Below are 19,290 nucleotides of genomic sequence, written 5' to 3'. Positions count from 1 at the left end.
AATTTTGATTGACTGTATCAAGTTGCCACGGTTATAGCCGCTTTTACTGCATTTTGAAAAATGTCTATGGCAGCATTGGCAGCTTTTTGTGCTATGGCTTTCGAAATCACAGCGATGGCATGAAACTCCGCCTCGGCAATCAGTTTTTCATCTTCCATGCGAGAGTCAAATCTTGGTTGGGAGATCTCATTATTGATCAACAGATCAGCTAATAAAGTATAGCGTTCCTTGCGGTTTTGAAGAAAATTATTGGCAGGAGTTTTTACTTCATCCCAGTTTTCGGCCACATTTTGCTTGATGGCATCTGTCATCTGAAACAGGACTTCATTGATATCAAAGTTCATTTTCTAAGAGGTTAATTTGGTGGATTATCAGCTATCGCTTTTCCTTTTTCGGCAATCAGCATGGCATACATGAGGTCATTCATGGCCAGCATGTTTAATTTGATCAAGCCATCGGGAATGGCATCGTCTTCCTTGTGTTCCTGTTTGTATTTTCTCCAGATTTGCAATGTGATCTCACATATCCTAGTAGAGTGGGTATTCAGTGGCCTTACCTTATTCTTATTTAGAAGGGAAAGCAATTCAACTTCAATATTGATATATCCCTCCCTGAATTGGTCATAAGCCCGGCCACCTTCCGCATTGGAAGTCATGTCCATCATATTCAGGTAAAACCTGTCAATCTCTTTGGAAGTACTTTCAATCTGTTCTTTGAGCTGTGCATCATAACTTGGGACAAGTGTGATTTTACAACCTGAAATTCCAAAAAATAACCCCAAGAAAAATAAGGCTAAGGATCTATTTAGAAGTACTGTTTTCATAAGATTACAAAATATAGGAGCTTTTTGTATTACACAATCTCTTTCCAATACGGTCAGCTAAAGCCAAAATGACCATCAAATAAATATATGAAAATCAACAGATTAAAAAAAACAAAAACTTGATCAACCTTTTTCCCAAACGAAAACCCCCATTGCCCTTTGGCCATGTACCAAAACACTCTTGGCAGGTTCTAGGTATTGGAGTTTGTATTTTGAAACAATCTCTTTTTCCAATGAATCAGTCAAAAGAAACCGCTCCGATCCATCCGGTAACAAATAAACCCCATCTCCTAAATGCGGAGATTTTTCCTGAATTTCTCCCTGGCCTGTAGTCATTCTCAAGAAAAAAATGCCTCCGGGCTTCAATACACGCATCATGTCATCCATCATTGTCAAAAAATGGGTTTCACTTGTGGCAAAATGCATCACTGCTGAACTGATGACAACATCAAATGCTCCTTTATGAAATGGCATGTTCCCTACCAAAGATGTCTGAAACCTGAAAACATCATATTCCTTCTGTATGGTCTGGGCATAGATCCGCGCCATTTGGATGGCAATAGGATTACTGTCTACACCAAATATTTGGTAGCCCCCTTGCAGAAAATAGATCGTGTTTCTACCCTCTCCGCAACCTGCATCGAGGATCTTCATTTCCTTTGTAAATCTCCCTTTCAGAATTTGGTCAAGCAGATAGATGTCAATATTGCCGAGAAGTCGGTTGAGGGAATTAATGTCCATTTTCGTATTTTTCTATGGCTGCAAAGGCCTTTTGTCTTCCGATTTCAATCAATTCGGCTGCCCTGTGAAATTCCAGAGTTCCTGCCTGGGTTCGTGAAATTTCAACAATTATATCTACTTGGTGTCTTTCTAATACCAACTCCGAAAGTTTGTCCTGGAGAAGATCAAAAGAATAATTGAGCAGGTCTAAGGAACTCATTCCTTTAATTTTTTCCTCTTTCTCATTGGAAGAAAAATAGGTGGAAAACTTTTGCCGGTATTCTGTCAGCCAATTGGGAAGCTTAACTTTAGAATTTTCACTTTCTTTCTTTTCTTTTTCTTTTAAATTTTCCACAAAAGCAGTTTTGGGACCGTTCAAATCAACTGCAAAAACCAAGTCAGCAATCTTCTCCTTGGGAATCAGATTCAATGGAATCGGATTCAAAATACTGCCATCGATGTATTCTTTACCATGGATTTTTGCGGGAGTAAAAGCCGTCGGAATCGATGCTGAAGCACGGATAGCTGCGTACATGCTTCCCTTTCGGAAAACATGTTCTTTACCTGTGGGAATTTCTACAGCGGTACAAACAAAAGGAATGTCCAATTCCTCTATCAATCTGTCTTCAATGATTTTTTTGAGTGCAGCAAAAACTTTGTCTCCCTTGATAAACCCTTTGCTTGAAAGTGTAAAATCCATCAAGGAGAATACATCTATTCGGTCTAGGTTACATATCCAATCTTTGAATTTGGGAAGATTGCCACTTGAATGCATGCCTCCGATCAGGGCTCCGGCAGAGCAGCCTGCTATTGACGCAATTTCATATCCGGATTCTTCAAGCGCCTCAATGACTCCGATATGTGCCATTCCTCTTGCTCCGCCACTTGATAGTACCAATGAAACTGTTTTTTTGCTCATGGTTTAAATAAATTATGAAAAATGAATGCTACTTTTCTATTTCGAAAAACGAAATTAAGCAATTATGGGTCAATTTAAGCCTTTTCACCTTGCTTTTCCTATCAGAGATATCGAGGAAACGCGTCAGTTTTATGGAGATCTTTTGGGCTGTGACATCGGCAGAAGTACAGACAAGTGGATAGATTTCAATTTCTTTGGACATCAGCTTTCGGCGCACATCAAGCCTGAAGAACTTACCCTTGCTAAAGCCAACGAAGTGGATGGAAAAAATGTGCCGGTGAGGCATTTTGGAGTAATCCTTCCTTGGGAGGAATGGCATTCACTCGCAAACAAGCTTCGGGATTACAGGATCGAATTTGTGATTGAACCTTATATCAGGTTCAAAGGGGAAATTGGCGAGCAGGCTACCATGTTCTTCTTGGATCCCTGCGGCAATGCTTTGGAGTTCAAATCCTTTCAGGACGAAAGTCAGATCTTTGCCAAATAAATTTATCATCCTGTGGCACAAAACCACAGGATGACATTTTTAGATAAATGATTCTCTCAGGTACTTACCTGTATAGTTATCTTCCGTTTCCATTAGGGCTTCCGGCGTTCCCTCAAAGGTTACGAAACCTCCTTTTTCTCCCCCTTCAGGTCCCAAATCAATCACCCAATCAGCCGCTTTGATCACCTCGGTATTGTGCTCGATGATGATGACCGAATGTCCTTGATCTATCAAAGCATTGATAGAATGGAGCAACTTTCTGATGTCATGAAAGTGAAGTCCTGTCGTAGGTTCATCAAAAATAAACAAGATGTGATCGCCAGGTTTGGTACCTCCTTTTCCCAAGAATGAAGCGAGTTTTACCCTTTGGGCTTCACCTCCGGAAAGCGTGTTGGATGATTGTCCCATTCCTATATACCCCAATCCCACTTCCTGCAGCGGTTGGAGTTTGTTGATGATTTGGGTTTTCCCTTTGAAAAATTCCATGGCCTCATCGATCGTCATGTCTAACACATCGGCGATGTCTTTGTCATGGTATTTGATATCGAGGATTTCATTTTTAAATCGTTTTCCTTTGCAGGATTCGCATGTCAGATGAATGTCCGCCATAAACTGCATCTCGACGGTCACCGTACCTTCTCCCTGACAGGCCTCGCATCGTCCGCCATCCACATTGAAGGAAAAGAATGCCGGTTTGTATCCTCTTTGCTTGGCCAAAGTCTGGTCGGAATACAAGGTTCTGATCGCATCGTAGGCTTTTACATAAGTGACCGGATTGGACCTTGAGGATTTGCCGATGGGGTTTTGGTCGACAAATTCAATCTGTGTAATCTTTTTATAACTGCCATCCAATTTGTCAAACTTGCCTGTTTCATCGATGACGGTGCCTAGTGTTTTTCCCAGAGCAGGATATAAAACCTTTTTGATCAAGGTGGATTTACCTGATCCGCTGACACCTGTGACGCAGGTCAAGGTGTTCAATGGGAATTTGACAGTCAGGTTTTTGAGGTTGTTTTCCCTTGCCCCTTTGACGATAATCGTATCCCTGAATTTTCGGTTCTGGGCCTTATTTTGGATTTTTTCTTCGCCTTTCAAATAGCGTGCGGTGTAGGTATTTCCCTTGATCATCAGTTCGGTCAGGTCTCCCTGAAAAACCAACTCCCCACCCAAAACACCTGCATCAGGTCCGATATCGATGATTTGATCCGCTGCTTTCATGACCTTTTCTTCGTGCTCCACCACGATCACGGTATTTCCCATATCCCTCAGGGCTTTCAACACTTCAATCAACCTGTCGGTGTCCCTTGGATGAAGGCCGATACTTGGTTCATCAAGAATGTACATAGAACCCACCAATGCCGAACCCAAGGATGTCGCCAATTTGATCCTTTGGTATTCCCCACCTGAAAGTGAGGAAGTGAGACGGTTTAATGTCAGATACCCCAACCCTACTTTATCAATATATTCCAACCTGTTTAGAATTTCCTTGAGGAGACGGTTTGCTACTTTATGTTCTGCCTCGGTCAACTCAATATGTTTGAAAAAGTCAAACGCCTTTTCAATTGGTAAAAGGACAATATCTGTGATCGACTTTCCATTGATTTTGACATAGGAGGCATCTTTTCTCAACCTTGTCCCCCTACAATCCGGACAGGTGGTTTTGCCCCTGAACCTGGAAAGCATGACGCGGTATTGGATTTTATGTGTTTTGGTTTCCAAGTCTGCAAAAAAATCATTGAGCCCTTGGAAGTAGGAATTCCCTGTCCAAATGAGTTCTTTTTGCGCTTCATCCAAATCTTCGTATGCCCTATGGATCGGAAAATCGAAGTAGATTCCCTTTTTGATCAATGGCTCAAGCCACTTGCCTGAACTTTCTCCACGCCATGGAGCGATAGCACCTTCATAGACAGAGAGGCTTTTGTCGGGGATGATCAAGTCCGGATCAAGTCCTAGTACTGACCCAAATCCCTCACATCTTTTGCAGGCCCCGTAGGGATTGTTGAAGCTGAAAAAGTTGACTGATGGGAGTTCAAAACTCATCCCATCCAATTCAAAACGATCGGTGAATGTTTTCTTTTCCTTACCGGGAATGGTAATCAAACACTCGCCGTGGCCTTCATAAAAAGCTGTTTGCACCGAATCCGCAATTCTAAAGTGGTTATCTTCATCTTCTTTTTGGATAGAAATACGATCGATCAATATTTGATAACTTCCTTTTGGAAGGGAAGGAGCACTTACCAAATCCTCCACAAAGTATGCATCCCCATCTACAAGTACACGGGTGAATCCTTTCTGAAGCAGCAGTTCCATTTCTTTGAGCATTGTCCTGCCATTCATTTGCTGAAGGGGACAAGAGATCATTACTTTTTCTCCTTCTTCAAAGGTGTGGATAAAATCTACCACGTCTGTGACGGTGTGGTGCTTCACCTCATCTCCGCTGACAGGAGAAATTGTTTTGCCGATTCTGCTAAAGAGCAACTTAAGGTAATCATATATTTCGGTTGTCGTCCCCACTGTTGACCGGGGATTTTTGGTACTTGCTTTTTGTTGGATGGCTATGGCCGGGGAGACACCTTTGATGTATTCGACATCGGGTTTTTCCATTCTGCCAAGGAATTGACGCGCATAGGAACTCAGACTTTCTACATACATCCTTTGGCCTTCGGCAAACAATGTGTCAAATGCGAGAGAGGATTTGCCTGAACCTGAAAGTCCGGTAATTACCACAAGTTTGTTTCTCGGGATGGCTACACTCAGGCTTTTGAGGTTGTTGACCTTGGCATTTTTGATGATGATGTATTCCTTGGGATCAAGGTTTTCTATGGAAGGAGATTGAAATTCGGTGCTTACACTCATAAATGCAAAGTTACCCAAACAACAGCTCAAAAGGTAATTTGTTGGAAAGTTTACATCTCAATCATCCAAAGTATATAAGCGTAAACAAAATACCTCAATATCCTGAAAAGGCTATAGAGGAGGTAAATTGTTTTGTCAAGTCCACCTGCACCAGCAAGCAATGCTACAGCGGAAAATGGTATTGGCGTGACGGAAGCCACAATCACCAAATAGCTTCCATACTGTTCAAACATTTTTTGGTATTTTTTGAGGTATTTGTTTTCTCCATTTAGCCATCCGACTTTTCCTTTGAGGAACTTTCCAATAGTAAAATTCAGAAATCCTGCCGCATATGAGATAAGAGAGAGCGTGCCTATACTGAGAAAATAGGGCCCTAAATACCCGGTTTCCATCGACCATAGCATAAAAATCTCAGGGGGGATGATCCCGAATATTATCTCTGATCCGACAAAAACTGCCAAAACCAAATATGGATTATTGTAAATTGATCCAAACCAAAGCAAACGGTCTTCCTCGGTGGTCCCTCTTCTGAGGAGATAAAAAATGAGAATCAAGATTGCCAAAAAGAAAAAGCCTTTCAGGATATTCTTTACAAGAAAATCGGTTTTTTCATTTGAAAATTTCATCCATTTCATGATTGCCAGGTTTTATTACTCAATAAAGTTAGAAATGAAATCCAATGATTTCCTGTTTTTGCTGAACGCGTTTCTTCAATTTTGGCTTAATTTGAAAAAAAATGTCAACCAACAATATCATGAAAATAGAGAAAAACAAAGTTGTGGCTATCAGCTATGAGCTGCATGTCGACGACGGGGAAAACGGGAAGGAGCATTTTGAAAGTGTAAAAAAAGAGCAGGCTTTTCATTTTCTTTTTGGCACAGGTCACGTACTCCCGGCTTTGGAAGCTGCTTTTGAAGGCAAAGAAGCAGGGGATAAGTTTGAGGTTTTTATAGATTTCGAACACGGCTATGGTGACTATGACGAAAGTAAAAAAGTGATCGTCCCAAAGGCCAACTTCAAAGAGGACGGTAAAAAAGCCAAGAATTCCCTAAGGATCGGACAGGTTGTTCCGATGCAGGATGATCAGGGGAATCAGCTAAGGGGAGAAATCACCAAGATTGATTTTAGAGGAGTACATATGGATTTCAATTCGCCGTTGGCGGGGTTGGATCTCTACTTTGAAGGGGAAATAATATCCGTCAGGGATGCTTCACCAGAAGAAATTGACCATGGTCATGTGCATGGTGAAGGTGGACATCATCATTGATTACCATTGACAATTTCGCCCCCATTTTTCGAAAAAATGGGGGTTAATTTTTAGTATATTTTTATCTCTCTAAATTGAATTAAAAATGATATTTTTGTACTAAATTACGTACATAAAAACGTACAAGATAAAATTAACTTATATGAAAGCAATTTCCATTTCCACGTTGAGAAAAGACATGAAAGAGTATTTTGATTATGTCTCAAAAAGTATGGATGTGATTATTGTCCCTAGAAACACAGAGGAAGAAGCTGTTGTAATAATGTCCATCAAAGAATATAATGCCTTGAAAGAAACCGAATACCTACTTTCGACTGATGCCAATAGAAATAGGCTTCAAGAATCAATCGAACAATCCAAATCGGGAAAGACTGTTGCCTTTGAAATTGATTAAAATTTTTTTAGGATAATGAATATAGAATTTACATCTCATGGTTGGGAGGATTTTTCATATTGGATAGAATATGATAGAGATATAGTTCTAAAAATCAAAATACTCATCAAAGCCATAAGACAAGACCCTTTTAATGGAATTGGGAAACCGGAACCGCTAAAATTTGGATTGAAAGGATATTGGTCTAGAAGAATTACCGGTGAACACAGGTTAGTTTACTTAATAACTGGAACAAAAGGAATTGACCAGAAATGCATCATTATACAGTGTAGATTTCATTATTAGAATTAGTACCAAATAAATCAAAAAGGCAATTTTCCCAAATCCACATTTCCTCCCGAAAGGATAATACCTACTTTTTGACCCTTGAATCTTTCTTTGTTTTTCAGTAATGCAGCCAAAGGTACAGCACAGCTTGGCTCAATGATGATTTTCATCCTTTCATAGACAAGGCGCATCGCCTCGATGATTTCTGCTTCACTGACCGTGAGGATGTCGTCGACATATTCCATGATGATCTCAAAATTGATCTTTCCAAGGGAAGTAAGTAAGCCATCGGCAATGGTTTTGGGACCGACCATCGGAATCAATTCTTTTGCTTTGAATGAGCGGGAAGCATCATCGGCTCCCTCTGGTTCTCCGGCAATGACGTTTGTTTTTGGGGAAATATACTTTGAAGTCAGCGCGGTTCCGCTGAGCAATCCCCCGCCGCCTACCGGTGCCATCACTGTATCAAAAGGAATCCCTTCTTCCCACATTTCTAGTGCACATGTCGCTTGTCCTTCTATCACATCCAAATAGTCATAAGGAGGTATAAAAACCGCTCCTGTTCTTGCCACTACTTCCTTCAGGGTGGTTTCTCTTGCAATCAATGTAGGTTCACATTCTATGATTTCACCACCATAACCTGCTACAGCCTTTTTCTTGATTTCGGGTGCATTAGAAGGCATGACAATGTAGGACTTGATCCCTGCGACAGACGCAGCCCTTGCCAAAGCTGCGGCATGATTGCCGCTTGAGTGGGTGGCAACGCCATTTACCTTTTGCTCCTCAGTCAGTTTCATTACTGCATTGGCAGCACCGCGGGCTTTGAAAGCACCTACTTTTTGGAAGTTCTCACATTTGAAATAAATCTCACAACCTGCGATTTGGTTGATGGCTTCAGATGTCAGGATAGGTGTACGATGGATAAATGGCTGGATTCTTTGATGCGCAGCCATGATATCATCAATAGTGGGAAACACAGTAATGTCATTCATGGAAATAAAGATAAGCGAAGGTCTTAAAACTGACAAAATTTTTATCTTGCAGCAAAATGAAAGCCATGCCTTCTTTAGAAAACTTACTGTTGGATGTTTCGATTTTTCCGGTAATGGGAAAATGGTTGGATGCTTCCAATTCCATCAAAATGGACTTTTCTCCTAAAAATAAAGAATTGCCAACTGTTGATATTTCCAATACAGAAACTTTTAACCGCTATGTTTTTGGATTGCTGGAAAAGGCCGGAAAAAGGTTTGGCCATGGTGGATATTTCGAACACCGTGTCATTTACAGCAGGAGTGCAGTTTTTGCAACGCAAGAATCAGATTTCCGGGATATCCATATGGGCGTGGATATCTGGGGGGAGGCAGGAACCCCGGTATTTGCGCCATTGGATGCCATGGTCCACAGTTTCCATGACAATGCAGGTTTTGGTAACTATGGCCCGACCATCATTTTACAGCATAAAATCAAAGGGACAGTATTTTTCAGTTTGTATGGTCACTTAGCCAAAAGTGATTTGGTACATCTAAAAATTGGTCAAGCCATTTCCAAAGGAGAAAAATTTTGCCATCTCGGCCCCTTTCCTGAAAACGGAGATTGGCCCCCGCACTTGCATTTTCAATTAATGTGGGACTTGATGGGAAATCATGGTGATTTTCCGGGAGTATGTTCACATCGGGATATTGACAAATTCAAAACAATCTGTCCTGATCCTGCGATCATGATCGGTCATTGATTTGCCAAAGTGATGAGGCGGATCCCTTCTAAGGTAAGGTTGCGGTCGATAACTTCAAATGATCCTTCCAAAGTGGAGATGATGGAAGAGAGTCCTCCTGTGGCAATGATGTGACAGGAATAGCCCAACTCATTTTGAATGGTTTCAAGCATTCCCTTTACAAGAGAGGAATAACCATAAAGAATTCCTGCCTGAATGGAATGGATGGTGTTTTTCCCCAAAGCAGATTCGGGCAATTTCAACTCCACTTCCGGCAATTTCGAAGTATTGGTAAACAAGGATTTGATCGCCGTTTTCAGTCCGGGGGCAATGTTGACGCCCAAAACTTTTCCTTCATTTCCGACCACAGAAAAGGTCAGGGCGGTTCCAAAGTCCACGATAATTGTTGCAGATTTGAATCTATTGAACGCTGCAGTCACGTTACACATCAGGTCGGTACCGATTTCATTTGGCCTAGAAGTGCTTACCGCTAGTTTTTGGTAGCTTTTTCCATGAATTAGATAGCACTTTTTTTCAAGATATTCTTTGCAGAATTGTTGTAAAATGGGATTGATTTCGGGCACAACAGATGAAATACCAATAGCCGTGATTTTATCTGTTTTGATACCATTTTCTAAAAAAAACAGATGAATCTCTCTTTCAATATGAAGTACGGTAAGTTCTTTCAGGGTATTGATCCGGAACTCATGGATCCATTTTTTTAAATCTTCATCAAAAAACCCAAAGGTAATGTTGGTATTGCCGGCGTCAATCGCTAAAAACATGATTCTATCAAGGTTAGGTATTCTGGTTCGTATATGGCACCTTACCAAAGCGCCATATATCCAAATATATAAATTGATTTTTTGCCTTTGTGTTTTTTGGTAATTTTCCATCATGTATACCATCAGAGAAGGAAAAATAGAAGACCTGCCAAGGGTTTTGGAACTGGTCAAAGAACTTGCTCTTTACGAAAAAGCCCCTGAGCAAGTAACCAATACATTGGAAATGATGCAGGAAGACGGATTTGGACCAAATCCCATATATGGACTTTTTGTTGCAGAAAAGAATTCCACAGGTGAAATCATTGGTATTTCTATATTTTATTACCGCTACAGTACCTGGAAAGGAAAGCGGCTATACTTGGAAGATATCGTGGTCACAGAAACCGAAAGAGGTCATGGTGCAGGCAAATTGTTATTTGACCGCACGATGCTGAAATGTATCGAGGCCAATTGTACCGGCATGATGTGGCAGGTTTTGGATTGGAATACTCCTGCAATCAACTTCTACCAAAAATACGGGGCTGAACTCGACAGCGGTTGGATCAACTGTAACTTACAATCAGAAGATATTAAGAAGATTCTGTAAATTTATTGCAAATGCAATATAATATTATTGCAAATAACAAAATCTTATTATCTTTGAAGAGGATATCAATGGATCAGCTATGACCATCAGTTACACTTATTCACTCTCAGGTTACCGGGATACATCCGATGTTCCGGATTTATTTGCTTCCCAATACTTTTTCAAAGCGCCAAATGATAAGGTTGCAGAGCCAAGTGCTTATATGGAGGTTTCGATGTCTTTTGCAGATACCAAGCCGTTGTTTGACTATTTGGGTTACAGTCAGCATGATGTGTCAGAGCTTATGGAGGTGGATCCAAGCACACTATCCCGTTGGAAAAAAGAAGACAAGACATTGACCCGATTGCTTACCAAAAGTATCATGGATATGGATAAGATCGTATTTAAAGGAGTCCGGATTTTTGGATCTGAGGCGTTGTTTTCTGAATGGCTCCACACCTCAAATGTCTCATTGGGAGACAGGATTCCTGCTGATATGATGCGGGATCCTTATGGTTTGGAATTAGTAGAGGAAGCTTTAGAAGCTTTGTCTTGGGGTAATTTTATGTAATCTCCATTTTGAAATACTACCGACTTATAGAAAATCTGCCCGGAAGAAGTCCATTGGGCTTTGGATTGGGGGCAGGTAGATGGAATCCTTATGGTACGCCTTTGATTTATGCCTGCAACCAAATTTCCCTTAACTTTTTGGAATTGCTCAGCATCAAAGGCCCTACTGTAAGTCAGGCATCCTGGTCATTGGTTACCATGGAAATCTCAGGGGAAATCCCTTATTTGGAACCTTCTGACTGGCCTTCAGATTGGAAAAGACGTCCCCATCCGGTCAGCACACAGCAATTGGGAAATTACTGGGCGAGACAGATGGCATCTGTTGCTTTACAGATACCCTCCGGAAGGATTCCTGCAAGTTCTTTTCCCATTGAACATAACCTCTTGATCAATCCTTTGCATCCTGATTTTACTCAAACCGTAAAAATAGTATCCCAGGAAACCGTAAATTTTGAAATCAATTATTAGAATTTAATCCTTATGAACATAGACCTAAGTAACCATCGAATCCTTGTTACAGGAGCTTCCCGTGGTATAGGAGCAGCCATTGCCTCCCAACTTTCAAAATCCGGAGCAGAAGTTTTACTCCATTTCAACAAGAATGTTACTGAAGCAAAAAAACTTCAAGATTCTTTACCAAACCCTTCACACCTTGTTCCGTGTGACTTATCTGACCTAGAATCGGTTAAAGGTTGGATACCAGAACTCATCAGGAACTATGGGAAAATCGACGCAGTGGTAAACAATGCCGGTATCGCAATCGGAATTCCAGACAATGCCCCCACCGCAGAATGGATGGATGTCTGGCATAAAACCATGGATGTTAATATCCATGCCCTGGCCATTATCAGCAGGGAATTTATCGAGCATGCCCGCCAAAATAAAAACGGAAGAATAGTAAACATTTCTTCCCGTGCGGCATTTAGAGGAGATACGCCTGATTATCTGGCTTACGCTGCTTCCAAGGCCGCTATCGTGAGTTATACCAGATCAATCGCCAGGTATTATGGAAAAGAAGGTATCAAGGCTTTTCTAATAGCACCTGGGTTTACTAGGACTGACATGGCCAATGAAATCCTTTCTCAATATGGTGAGGAATTTGCATTGAACGACATTGCCCTTAATCAATTAACCGAACCAAAGGATATTGCCCCGATGGTGACTTTATTATGCTCAGGTCTTGCGGACCATGCTACCGGCTGCACGATAGATATCAATGCCGGTTCCTATGTACATTAAATGATATATGGTAGATATAAATTGATATAAAGTAGATATAATTTTCTTTACCAATTCTTTTTAGGATTTTATTATTGGCTTAATGGTTTTCGGATTTCTCTGAAAATTTAGGTCCTCAATTACTTTGCCATGGCAAAAAATAACAAAGACACCCTATCACCGGAACTGATTCGATTATTGAAAATCTTCGGAATAGGATCTTTGGTTTTTGTTTTGGTGATGTCATTTTTCAATGAGAAAAGAGCCAACAACTCAGGGAAGGAACCGAGTCCGATGAGAATGACCGATTCAGAAAGAATTTATTTCAAGAATGTACGGTCGGCATATTATGATATAGAAAACCGGAGAGATGCAAAAATGACTGTCTACCGGCATGGAAAGCGTGCGAAAAATCCAGAGGAGCCAACCCTTGTTTTTTCTATCATTCTCAATCAAGTCAATGACGAAGCCTATATATTTTTAGAACCCAATTTTGAAGATCTTCCTATCCGTATTAAGTGGCTTGGTCCTGAAAAAAATCAGGAAGGGGAAATTACCTTTAAAGGAGGCGATAAATTTGCGCATTTTGAATTTGCACAAAAAATTACTCCTTTACTTTTAGATAATGCCATTTTTGAAATTTTGGTAAATGAGAGCTGGATTCCTTTATGGGAGGATGAAAAGGAGAAAAACGCTGTGATGGTAACCATCGAAGATTATCAAAAGTTGATTGGGAAAACCAAATAAATTTCTTGCCCAAATCAAATGGAATTTCAATTGATTTTTCTTTTTGAAAATTGACCCCAAACCAGAAGATTCAATTCCGTGTTTGGGGTCAAATAAAAATCCTAAAACCTCACTTTAACCCCTGCAAGAAAATTGGTGCCGGCTTGGGGATAGAAGAAATTCTCGGTAACCAATTCCCTTCCTGTCGTTCCTTCAAGTGGTAGGAAATAGCTGAAAGTATAGCCGTTTGGTTCATACATCCGGTTAAAGATATTGTTCACCAAAAGCGTAAATTCAAGGTTTTTGACAAACCTTGGTCTCAATGCATAATTGAACCTGAGGTCATTGGTCATGAAGGAATTCAACATCCGGCTTTCATTTTGGGTATTGTCCAAAAATTGATTCCCCACATATTTGTTAAGAAGGCTTACTTCAAAGTTTTTGAAAGGCCTGAAATCTATGATCGCTGCACTGATGATTTTGGGAGAAAAAGCAATATCCGTATTGGTGTGGACAATCACTTCCTGTCTGAAATCCTCCACTGAATAATCGTCAATGTATTCGGTAAACTCCTCGATTTTGTTTCTGCTCAAAGTCAGGTTACCGGATATCGTCCACTTTGGCGATAACCTATAGGCAGCATCCAACTCAATTCCTGTGCGGAAAGAATTGGCTACATTTTCACGGATATATGCACCGACATCATTGAGTTGTCCAGTCAAAACCAATTGGTCTTTGTATCTCATGTAAAAGAAGTTAGCGTTGTAGCTCAGATTTCCTTTTTGGGTACGGATCCCTGCTTCGATATTCTGAAGATTTTCATGTTTGGGTGTTCGGTCTACCTGACTGTCGGTAAAGTCATTTCTTACAGGTTCTCGGTTGGCAACGGCATACGAAACATACCAGGTTTCTCCATTTCCGGTTTCATAGGACAAGCCTAATTTGGGATTGAAGAACCTGAACTGATAGTCTCCCTCTATATCCCTCCTGTCATCATTGACGCCGACAAAGGAGTAATCTATTCCTCGGAATTGCATGTCTGCGAAAAGGAATAATCCTTTTGAAGCTTCCCATGTGGCTTTTGCATAGAGGTTGACATCATCTTTGACAGCAGTATTCTCATAATACCGGTCACGGATTTGGGTATTGCCTGCTGTTCCCATCCAAATGATTTCCCCGAAATGGTCTCCGTCATACCGGTTGGCACCACCGCCAAAAATCACATTCCATTTATCATCATCCGTGACATAATTGAAGGAAAAAACACCTCCAAAAAAGTCATTGTCCAACCACCTTCTTCTGATGATATCTGTTCTTGAAATAGTTTCCCCCCCAATAACAATTGGATCCAAACCATAATTGGAAAGTCTGTCATTTTCCCTGAACTGCTCATAATACCCTCTTCCATAAGTATAATGCAATCCAGCATTTGCTTTCCAATTACTCCCCAAATTTCCGGTATAAATCAGCTGGTAATGATCCTGTTGGTAGTTGTCAGTCTGGTTGTCGTAGGTGTAGGGATTGAAAGTTCGGTTAGTCTGGAGCAGGGATTCCGGAACACCCTCCCAAGCTTGATAGGTTTGCTCTTTGCCGGAAATGATGTTCATCTTGACGACATGGTTTTCTCCATAATACCCTCCTGTCAGGAAATAAGATTTCAAATCCGAAAAAGCCCTGTCAATAAACCCATCTGAGCTGATTTGGGATAATCTCGCATCAAATCCCCATCGATTGTTGATCAAACCACTTCCGACTTTGACCATATGCCTCCGGGTATTGAATGAACCGAAGGAATTGTCCACCTCCCCGTAAGCTTCTTTCTCATGGCTGTCTGTTTGGATATTCATACTTGCTCCAAAAGTAGCCGCTCCGTTGGTGGATGTTCCGACACCGCGATGGATCTGGATATTCTCTACAGACGAGGCAAAATCCGGTTTGTTGACCCAAAATACACCATGGGATTCGGCGTCATTCAAGGGGATACCGTTGATGGTAACGTTGATCCTGGTCTGGTCCGAGCCTCTGATCCTCAATCCGGTATAGCCTACTCCAGCTCCTGCATCCGAAAAGCTGACTACCGAAGGAGTGAAGTTTAGCAAAACAGGGATGTCCTGACCCAAATTGAGTTTGGCTATGTCGCTTCTATCCACCATTTTGAAAGTAGTGGGGGTCCTCTCAGAGGCACGTGTAGCGTACACGATAAACTCCTCAGTAAGCAAGCTACTTGGTGAAAGGACTACTTGGAGTTCTGTAGGATTTGGTAGTTGGATTTCCTGTGAAAATGATTCAAAACCTAAGTAGGAAATTCTCAGCGTATATTTTCCATCAGGAATATTTCTGATTTCAAAATTTCCGTTGAGGTCGGAATTGGATCCTCTTCCCGTTCCCAAGAGGACCACATTGGCCCCCAATAATCCTTCTCCGGAAGTGCTTTTGACTATTCCCCGGAGGCTTGACTGCGCAAAGGCAGACAAGGATACCAGCCAAATGGCCAGCATAAAAACTGATTTTTTCATGGTTAATTTAATACATATTGCCTTAGCAACATTTGGTTAAACATCAGAAAACCAGGGGAGATTTTCTGTTTTGTGTTTACCCTTTTACCCAAATCAAAAAAATCGACATAGTGTTTTGCATGCATGCTTGGACAGGAATCATCCCAATCCGGACTTTAGTCCCCTATGTTCAATAATTTAATTTGAGTTACTCATTTCCCTTCGCCGGCACTACCCGGATCAGGTATTGTGGGTATGATCTCAGCCCGATTTGTTAAGGCACCCCTAATGATCTTTACGCAAATGTAATTGGAAATGTATCAGATGCAAAAAAAAAGCCGGAAGGAATCTTTTGGGTTTTTGCTTCCTTACCATTTCCTGAAATGAAAAAAGCCATGGATTTAGTCCATGGCTTGATTTCTTTTTTTCAAAAGAAAACCTTTTAATTTTTAATAGCTATTTCCAAGATGTTTCAAATGATTCACATGGGAGGAGAAAGCTAATCTCATCTTTGGATGCTCCAGGTAAGGAATATTGTATTCCAGGCAAGTTTCCTTGATGATTTTACTGATGGCAGGATAGTGTACGTGTGAGATGTTTGGGAAAAGGTGGTGTTCCACCTGAAAATTCAATCCACCGACAAACCAAGAAAGGATTTTGTTATCCGTAGCAAAGTTAGCCGTGGTCCTCAATTGATGGACAGCCCACTCATCTTCAAGTTTATTAGCCTCCGTCGGCAAGGGAAATTCTGTCTCTTCCAAGGAATGCGCCAATTGGAATACTACGCTTAGGAAGACGCCGGTTGAAACACCAAAAACAAGGAAACCTACCAACCAAGGCATAAAACCTACCATGTAAATGGGCAAAGCAATGAACAGGAAAAGGTTGGTTACTTTGAATCCCCAAAAAGAAACATGGTCTTTCCAACTCATTTTTTGGATGGGTACGGAACCGACTCTTTTCTGGACATATTTTTTATAATCTGTAACAAATACCCAATACAGGTATAGCAATGCATATACAAACAAGAAGTAATGATGCTGGTATTTGTGAATTTTGAAGTGTTTTTGGGATGGGTTTAGCCTCAAGAAAGGTCTAGCATTCATGTCATCATCGTGGTCTGCCACATTGGTGAAGGAGTGGTGGGCGACGTTGTGTTTTGTCTTCCACATGAAAACATTTGCTCCAAGAAAATTGATAGTGACTCCAGCAAGTTCATTAACCCATTCTTTTTTACTGAAGCTTCCATGTGCGCCATCATGCATCACGTTGAATCCTATGGCGGAGGCCAAACCTCCAAGCAAGATTGCTTCAAGAAGTGCTATGGCCCAAAATGGGGTAAAGAAAACAAGATGGACATAAACAGCCACAAACAACACCACAAATAAGATGGCCTTGAAGTAGAGTGAACCGTTACCGGTTGGTTCTAGGTTTTTTTCGGTAAAGTAATTTTTGATTCTGGACTTCAGATCGGCATGAAAGGAAGTTGCTGTGCTAAATCGAGGCGGACGCATAATGATTTATTGTAGAAATTGTATTGGTTATTTTTATAAAACAGGTGAAATTCTGTTAGTTAAATGTAAAGGTAGGCTTATTTATTATAATTCTAAATTAAGAATGATGAGTGGCGCTATAGTTAGGATTTTTAACTTGATCAAAAGGCGACTCCCAATTGCAAAGCAAATTCCAGAGAACCGGGATCATCATTTCCAAATCTGACCGGCATCGGAACTGTCACAAACCAACTGCTGAATTGGCCAGTTTTGATGGTCTTGCTGATTACGGGTGTAAAGCCATACCTTCCTGAAGATTCAAACGACAATAAGGCATTGAAGTTCCATCCTTTTGGATAATGAAACTGAACACCGGGATTGAAAACCAGATTTGCCATTCTGCTTGACCCTTCACTGAACTGGATCAAAGGAACCAATTCAAAGATAAATCCTGCTTTATTGCTTTTTCCCATCAGTACAAATCCTGACGGAAATCCTATCACGTAGCCATCACTGAAATTATTGGTGGTCTCCCCACCACTGAATTTGACCAAGGGATTAAGTACACTAAAGTATCCTGCCAATCTTGAAGGCTCGGTAGGATTGGGTTTGTCTTGGGAAAAAGCCCGGGTAGAAAAAATCAATCCCAAGGCAAAGATCAGAATGATGGTTTTTTTCATTTTGGGTTAGTTTAAAAGTGTTTTTGAAAAACCCGGTTACGGACGGTTCCAATAGGTTTTATCATGCTTAGAGTCTTCAAAACTATTTCATAAATTACAATTTTATCCTGACAAAAATCATCTTTTGAAAAAATTTTGACTAATCCCGTATTTTTGATTCTGACTCAAATCAATTTTTCGTGGATAAAATCTATGGAAAGTTGCATCCTATCTTCCTGATTTCCGGATACGAGAGCAAAAGGAACCCCGGATTCAAGAAGGATTTTTTGGTAAAGGTCAAAGAAATATTTCCTCATGAAAGGATCAGGATGCTCCCGTTGCGGGTCATCCTTCCAAGGAATATCGATGTCCGTCAATAGGTATAAATCGTATTTGCGGGTTTTGATCTGATCCTCAATCCATGGATGAACTCTTCCGTATTTATGATTACTCCAAACTTTGATCACATTCAGGTCGGTATCACATACCAAGAGATCTTTGGATTTCAAGCCAAATTCATCCTCGAGACCAATCTGTTCCTTTGCAATTTCAGTCAGATCATCATAGGCGTAGGGTCGGTCCAGGTTGTCAAGGTATTCTCTTGCGAATTCGGGAACCCAAAGGCAGCCAAAATGATCTGCAAGGTTTTTTGCCAAGGTGCTTTTTCCTGTAGATTCCGGACCGATGATGACCACTTTTTTAAGCATATGCCTCCTTTTCTACTTTGGCAGTTTTGATCCAGGCAATCAAACCGAGGACGGCCAAAATTGTGAAAAACAAAAACTGAAAAGAAGTCAACATCAGTCCTTTGTAAAAATACAAAGGCACTGAAACAATATCTGTAACGATCCAGGCAATCCAGTTTTCTACTTTCTTTTTGGCCATCAGCCACATACCGACAAAGGCTGAAGCAGTCGTAAAAGAATCCCATGCCGGCACATCGCTATCGGTAATGTTTTTCAACACCAAAAAAAGTACTGCGTATGATCCGAAAAACAGTAACACAGATTGAATGATGCCCTTTTTGTCCAGCCATGTGACCGGCAACTCTTCCTTACCATCAGTAGGTCTGCTCCAGAGATACCAGCCGTAGATCGACATGGCAAAGTAATATGCGTTAATGCCCATGTCTGCATACAGTTTATACTTCAGGCAGATATAGACATAGATGATCGTGCTGACCATGCCGGTCGGGAAAACAAGGATGTTTTTTTTGATGGAATAATACACACTCGCAATCCCAAAAAATACTGCAAAAGCCTCCAGCCAGGTCATCTGCGCGACTCCCGCCTTCATTCCTTCCCAAATCCATTGTAAATCCATAGAGCGAATTAA

23 protein-coding genes and 1 riboswitch are annotated in these 19,290 nt (G+C 40.9%); of the genes, 10 read left to right on the top strand and 13 right to left on the bottom strand.

Features of this window, described 5'->3' with window-relative positions; all coding sequences use genetic code 11:
* Nucleotides 1-17 precede the first annotated feature (17 nt).
* From NU887_RS18055 to NU887_RS18040, 4 genes are all read right to left on the bottom strand, one after another.
* Nucleotides 18-344 (bottom strand): hypothetical protein, encoded by a 327-nt coding sequence (locus tag NU887_RS18055; protein WP_258424785.1) that lies wholly within the window; start codon nt 342-344, stop codon nt 18-20.
* Nucleotides 345-355: 11 nt separating this feature from the next.
* Nucleotides 356-823: a hypothetical protein gene (locus NU887_RS18050; protein ID WP_258424784.1), complete on the bottom strand. Its 468-nt coding sequence runs from the start codon at nt 821-823 to the stop codon at nt 356-358.
* Nucleotides 824-946: 123 nt separating this feature from the next.
* Nucleotides 947-1,564, bottom strand: coding sequence for a class I SAM-dependent methyltransferase (locus NU887_RS18045; RefSeq protein ID WP_258424783.1), 618 nt, complete (start codon nt 1,562-1,564; stop codon nt 947-949).
* Entirely contained in the window at nt 1,554-2,462 is a 909-nt protein-coding gene (locus NU887_RS18040) for a patatin-like phospholipase family protein (RefSeq protein WP_258424782.1), read from the bottom strand. The genes NU887_RS18045 and NU887_RS18040 overlap by 11 nt, the downstream gene beginning before the upstream one ends.
* 64 nt (nt 2,463-2,526) lie before the next feature.
* Between NU887_RS18040 and NU887_RS18035 the strand changes: the two genes are divergently transcribed.
* Entirely contained in the window at nt 2,527-2,949 is a 423-nt protein-coding gene (locus NU887_RS18035) for a VOC family protein (protein ID WP_258424781.1), read from the top strand.
* Nucleotides 2,950-2,988: 39 nt separating this feature from the next.
* Here NU887_RS18035 and uvrA read toward each other — a convergent pair whose 3' ends face one another.
* Together uvrA and NU887_RS18025 are read right to left on the bottom strand one after the other, a co-directional pair.
* Nucleotides 2,989-5,805 carry an excinuclease ABC subunit UvrA gene (gene uvrA / locus NU887_RS18030; RefSeq protein ID WP_258424780.1) on the bottom strand — a complete coding sequence of 939 codons (2,817 nt, stop codon included), beginning with the start codon at nt 5,803-5,805 and terminating at the stop codon, nt 2,989-2,991.
* A 50-nt stretch (nt 5,806-5,855) separates the two neighbouring features.
* On the bottom strand, nt 5,856-6,440 hold the full coding sequence (locus tag NU887_RS18025; RefSeq protein WP_258424779.1) for a YqaA family protein: 585 nt from the start codon (nt 6,438-6,440) through the stop codon (nt 5,856-5,858).
* Nucleotides 6,441-6,559: 119 nt separating this feature from the next.
* Between NU887_RS18025 and NU887_RS18020 the strand changes: the two genes are divergently transcribed.
* The 3 genes from NU887_RS18020 (at nt 6,560) to NU887_RS18010 (ending at nt 7,751) form a co-directional block, all read left to right on the top strand.
* Nucleotides 6,560-7,072, top strand: a complete 513-nt coding sequence (locus tag NU887_RS18020; protein ID WP_258424778.1) for an FKBP-type peptidyl-prolyl cis-trans isomerase — start codon at nt 6,560-6,562, stop codon at nt 7,070-7,072.
* Nucleotides 7,073-7,214: 142 nt separating this feature from the next.
* Nucleotides 7,215-7,466 (top strand): type II toxin-antitoxin system Phd/YefM family antitoxin, encoded by a 252-nt coding sequence (locus NU887_RS18015; protein WP_258424777.1) that lies wholly within the window; start codon nt 7,215-7,217, stop codon nt 7,464-7,466.
* A gap of 15 nt (nt 7,467-7,481) precedes the next feature.
* Nucleotides 7,482-7,751 carry a Txe/YoeB family addiction module toxin gene (locus NU887_RS18010; protein WP_258424776.1) on the top strand — a complete coding sequence of 90 codons (270 nt, stop codon included), beginning with the start codon at nt 7,482-7,484 and terminating at the stop codon, nt 7,749-7,751.
* A 17-nt stretch (nt 7,752-7,768) separates the two neighbouring features.
* Here the strand turns inward: NU887_RS18010 and NU887_RS18005 are convergent, their stop codons facing one another.
* Nucleotides 7,769-8,725 carry a threonine ammonia-lyase gene (locus NU887_RS18005; RefSeq protein WP_258424775.1) on the bottom strand — a complete coding sequence of 319 codons (957 nt, stop codon included), beginning with the start codon at nt 8,723-8,725 and terminating at the stop codon, nt 7,769-7,771.
* 65 nt (nt 8,726-8,790) lie between these two features.
* Between NU887_RS18005 and NU887_RS18000 the strand changes: the two genes are divergently transcribed.
* Nucleotides 8,791-9,465 carry a peptidoglycan DD-metalloendopeptidase family protein gene (locus tag NU887_RS18000; protein ID WP_258424774.1) on the top strand — a complete coding sequence of 225 codons (675 nt, stop codon included), beginning with the start codon at nt 8,791-8,793 and terminating at the stop codon, nt 9,463-9,465.
* Here NU887_RS18000 and NU887_RS17995 read toward each other — a convergent pair.
* A complete protein-coding gene (locus NU887_RS17995) occupies nt 9,459-10,229 on the bottom strand; it encodes a type III pantothenate kinase (RefSeq protein WP_258424773.1) in 771 nt (256 codons plus the stop codon). The two genes, NU887_RS18000 and NU887_RS17995, sit on opposite strands and share 7 nt — an antisense overlap.
* A 112-nt stretch (nt 10,230-10,341) precedes the next feature.
* Here NU887_RS17995 and NU887_RS17990 point away from each other — a divergent pair, with 112 nt between their 5' ends.
* The 5 genes from NU887_RS17990 to NU887_RS17970 all read left to right on the top strand — a co-directional run bounded on the left by NU887_RS17990 (nt 10,342) and on the right by NU887_RS17970 (nt 13,329).
* Nucleotides 10,342-10,815 (top strand): GNAT family N-acetyltransferase, encoded by a 474-nt coding sequence (locus NU887_RS17990; RefSeq protein ID WP_241125420.1) that lies wholly within the window; start codon nt 10,342-10,344, stop codon nt 10,813-10,815.
* Between the two features lie 79 nt (nt 10,816-10,894).
* A complete protein-coding gene (locus tag NU887_RS17985) occupies nt 10,895-11,365 on the top strand; it encodes an MbcA/ParS/Xre antitoxin family protein (protein ID WP_258424772.1) in 471 nt (156 codons plus the stop codon).
* Nucleotides 11,366-11,373: 8 nt separating this feature from the next.
* The gene (locus tag NU887_RS17980; RefSeq protein ID WP_258424771.1) at nt 11,374-11,832 is read left to right on the top strand and encodes an RES family NAD+ phosphorylase; all 459 of its coding nucleotides are present in this window, start codon (nt 11,374-11,376) and stop codon (nt 11,830-11,832) included.
* 12 nt (nt 11,833-11,844) lie between these two features.
* Nucleotides 11,845-12,603: an SDR family NAD(P)-dependent oxidoreductase gene (locus tag NU887_RS17975; RefSeq protein WP_258424770.1), complete on the top strand. Its 759-nt coding sequence runs from the start codon at nt 11,845-11,847 to the stop codon at nt 12,601-12,603.
* 129 nt (nt 12,604-12,732) lie between these two features.
* Nucleotides 12,733-13,329 carry a hypothetical protein gene (locus NU887_RS17970; protein WP_258424769.1) on the top strand — a complete coding sequence of 199 codons (597 nt, stop codon included), beginning with the start codon at nt 12,733-12,735 and terminating at the stop codon, nt 13,327-13,329.
* A 101-nt stretch (nt 13,330-13,430) separates the two neighbouring features.
* On the opposite strand, the gene NU887_RS17965 is transcribed toward NU887_RS17970, so the two are convergent.
* From NU887_RS17965 to pnuC, 5 genes are all read right to left on the bottom strand, one after another.
* Nucleotides 13,431-15,824, bottom strand: coding sequence for a TonB-dependent receptor (locus tag NU887_RS17965; protein WP_258424768.1), 2,394 nt, complete (start codon nt 15,822-15,824; stop codon nt 13,431-13,433).
* Nucleotides 15,825-16,003: 179 nt separating this feature from the next.
* Nucleotides 16,004-16,100: riboswitch (TPP riboswitch) on the bottom strand.
* A 152-nt stretch (nt 16,101-16,252) separates the two neighbouring features.
* Complete coding sequence (locus NU887_RS17960; protein ID WP_258424767.1) at nt 16,253-17,317, bottom strand: fatty acid desaturase family protein; 1,065 nt, start codon at nt 17,315-17,317, stop codon at nt 16,253-16,255.
* A 140-nt stretch (nt 17,318-17,457) separates the two neighbouring features.
* Nucleotides 17,458-17,976 carry a hypothetical protein gene (locus NU887_RS17955; protein ID WP_258424766.1) on the bottom strand — a complete coding sequence of 173 codons (519 nt, stop codon included), beginning with the start codon at nt 17,974-17,976 and terminating at the stop codon, nt 17,458-17,460.
* Nucleotides 17,977-18,140: 164 nt separating this feature from the next.
* Nucleotides 18,141-18,662, bottom strand: coding sequence for an ATP-binding protein (locus NU887_RS17950; RefSeq protein ID WP_258424765.1), 522 nt, complete (start codon nt 18,660-18,662; stop codon nt 18,141-18,143).
* Nucleotides 18,655-19,278 carry a nicotinamide riboside transporter PnuC gene (gene pnuC, locus NU887_RS17945; RefSeq protein WP_258424764.1) on the bottom strand — a complete coding sequence of 208 codons (624 nt, stop codon included), beginning with the start codon at nt 19,276-19,278 and terminating at the stop codon, nt 18,655-18,657. The genes NU887_RS17950 and pnuC overlap by 8 nt, the downstream gene beginning before the upstream one ends.
* Nucleotides 19,279-19,290: the final 12 nt, after the last annotated feature.

It is taken from the genome of Aquiflexum gelatinilyticum, from assembly GCF_024741135.1.
GTDB classification, from domain to species: Bacteria; Bacteroidota; Bacteroidia; order Cytophagales; family Cyclobacteriaceae; genus Cognataquiflexum; species Cognataquiflexum gelatinilyticum.
The sequence above is the reverse complement of the archived record's forward strand: the minus strand, read 5'-3'. Positions and strand labels throughout refer to the sequence as shown.

Excerpts from the sequence above, each read along its gene's own strand:
- NU887_RS18055 (WP_258424785.1), bottom strand. The coding sequence starts at position 344 with ATGAACTTTGATATCAATGAAGTCCTGTTTCAGATGACAGATGCCATC.
- NU887_RS18050 (WP_258424784.1), bottom strand. The coding sequence starts at position 823 with ATGAAAACAGTACTTCTAAATAGATCCTTAGCCTTATTTTTCTTGGGG.
- NU887_RS18045 (WP_258424783.1), bottom strand. The coding sequence starts at position 1,564 with ATGGACATTAATTCCCTCAACCGACTTCTCGGCAATATTGACATCTAT.
- NU887_RS18040 (WP_258424782.1), bottom strand. The coding sequence starts at position 2,462 with ATGAGCAAAAAAACAGTTTCATTGGTACTATCAAGTGGCGGAGCAAGA.
- NU887_RS18035 (WP_258424781.1), top strand. The coding sequence starts at position 2,527 with ATGGGTCAATTTAAGCCTTTTCACCTTGCTTTTCCTATCAGAGATATC.
- uvrA (WP_258424780.1), bottom strand. The coding sequence starts at position 5,805 with ATGAGTGTAAGCACCGAATTTCAATCTCCTTCCATAGAAAACCTTGAT.
- NU887_RS18025 (WP_258424779.1), bottom strand. The coding sequence starts at position 6,440 with ATGAAATGGATGAAATTTTCAAATGAAAAAACCGATTTTCTTGTAAAG.
- NU887_RS18020 (WP_258424778.1), top strand. The coding sequence starts at position 6,560 with ATGAAAATAGAGAAAAACAAAGTTGTGGCTATCAGCTATGAGCTGCAT.
- NU887_RS18015 (WP_258424777.1), top strand. The coding sequence starts at position 7,215 with ATGAAAGCAATTTCCATTTCCACGTTGAGAAAAGACATGAAAGAGTAT.
- NU887_RS18010 (WP_258424776.1), top strand. The coding sequence starts at position 7,482 with ATGAATATAGAATTTACATCTCATGGTTGGGAGGATTTTTCATATTGG.
- NU887_RS18005 (WP_258424775.1), bottom strand. The coding sequence starts at position 8,725 with ATGAATGACATTACTGTGTTTCCCACTATTGATGATATCATGGCTGCG.
- NU887_RS18000 (WP_258424774.1), top strand. The coding sequence starts at position 8,791 with ATGCCTTCTTTAGAAAACTTACTGTTGGATGTTTCGATTTTTCCGGTA.
- NU887_RS17995 (WP_258424773.1), bottom strand. The coding sequence starts at position 10,229 with ATGTTTTTAGCGATTGACGCCGGCAATACCAACATTACCTTTGGGTTT.
- NU887_RS17990 (WP_241125420.1), top strand. The coding sequence starts at position 10,342 with ATGTATACCATCAGAGAAGGAAAAATAGAAGACCTGCCAAGGGTTTTG.
- NU887_RS17985 (WP_258424772.1), top strand. The coding sequence starts at position 10,895 with ATGACCATCAGTTACACTTATTCACTCTCAGGTTACCGGGATACATCC.
- NU887_RS17975 (WP_258424770.1), top strand. The coding sequence starts at position 11,845 with ATGAACATAGACCTAAGTAACCATCGAATCCTTGTTACAGGAGCTTCC.
- NU887_RS17970 (WP_258424769.1), top strand. The coding sequence starts at position 12,733 with ATGGCAAAAAATAACAAAGACACCCTATCACCGGAACTGATTCGATTA.
- NU887_RS17965 (WP_258424768.1), bottom strand. The coding sequence starts at position 15,824 with ATGAAAAAATCAGTTTTTATGCTGGCCATTTGGCTGGTATCCTTGTCT.
- NU887_RS17960 (WP_258424767.1), bottom strand. The coding sequence starts at position 17,317 with ATGCGTCCGCCTCGATTTAGCACAGCAACTTCCTTTCATGCCGATCTG.
- NU887_RS17955 (WP_258424766.1), bottom strand. The coding sequence starts at position 17,976 with ATGAAAAAAACCATCATTCTGATCTTTGCCTTGGGATTGATTTTTTCT.
- NU887_RS17950 (WP_258424765.1), bottom strand. The coding sequence starts at position 18,662 with ATGCTTAAAAAAGTGGTCATCATCGGTCCGGAATCTACAGGAAAAAGC.
- pnuC (WP_258424764.1), bottom strand. The coding sequence starts at position 19,278 with ATGGATTTACAATGGATTTGGGAAGGAATGAAGGCGGGAGTCGCGCAG.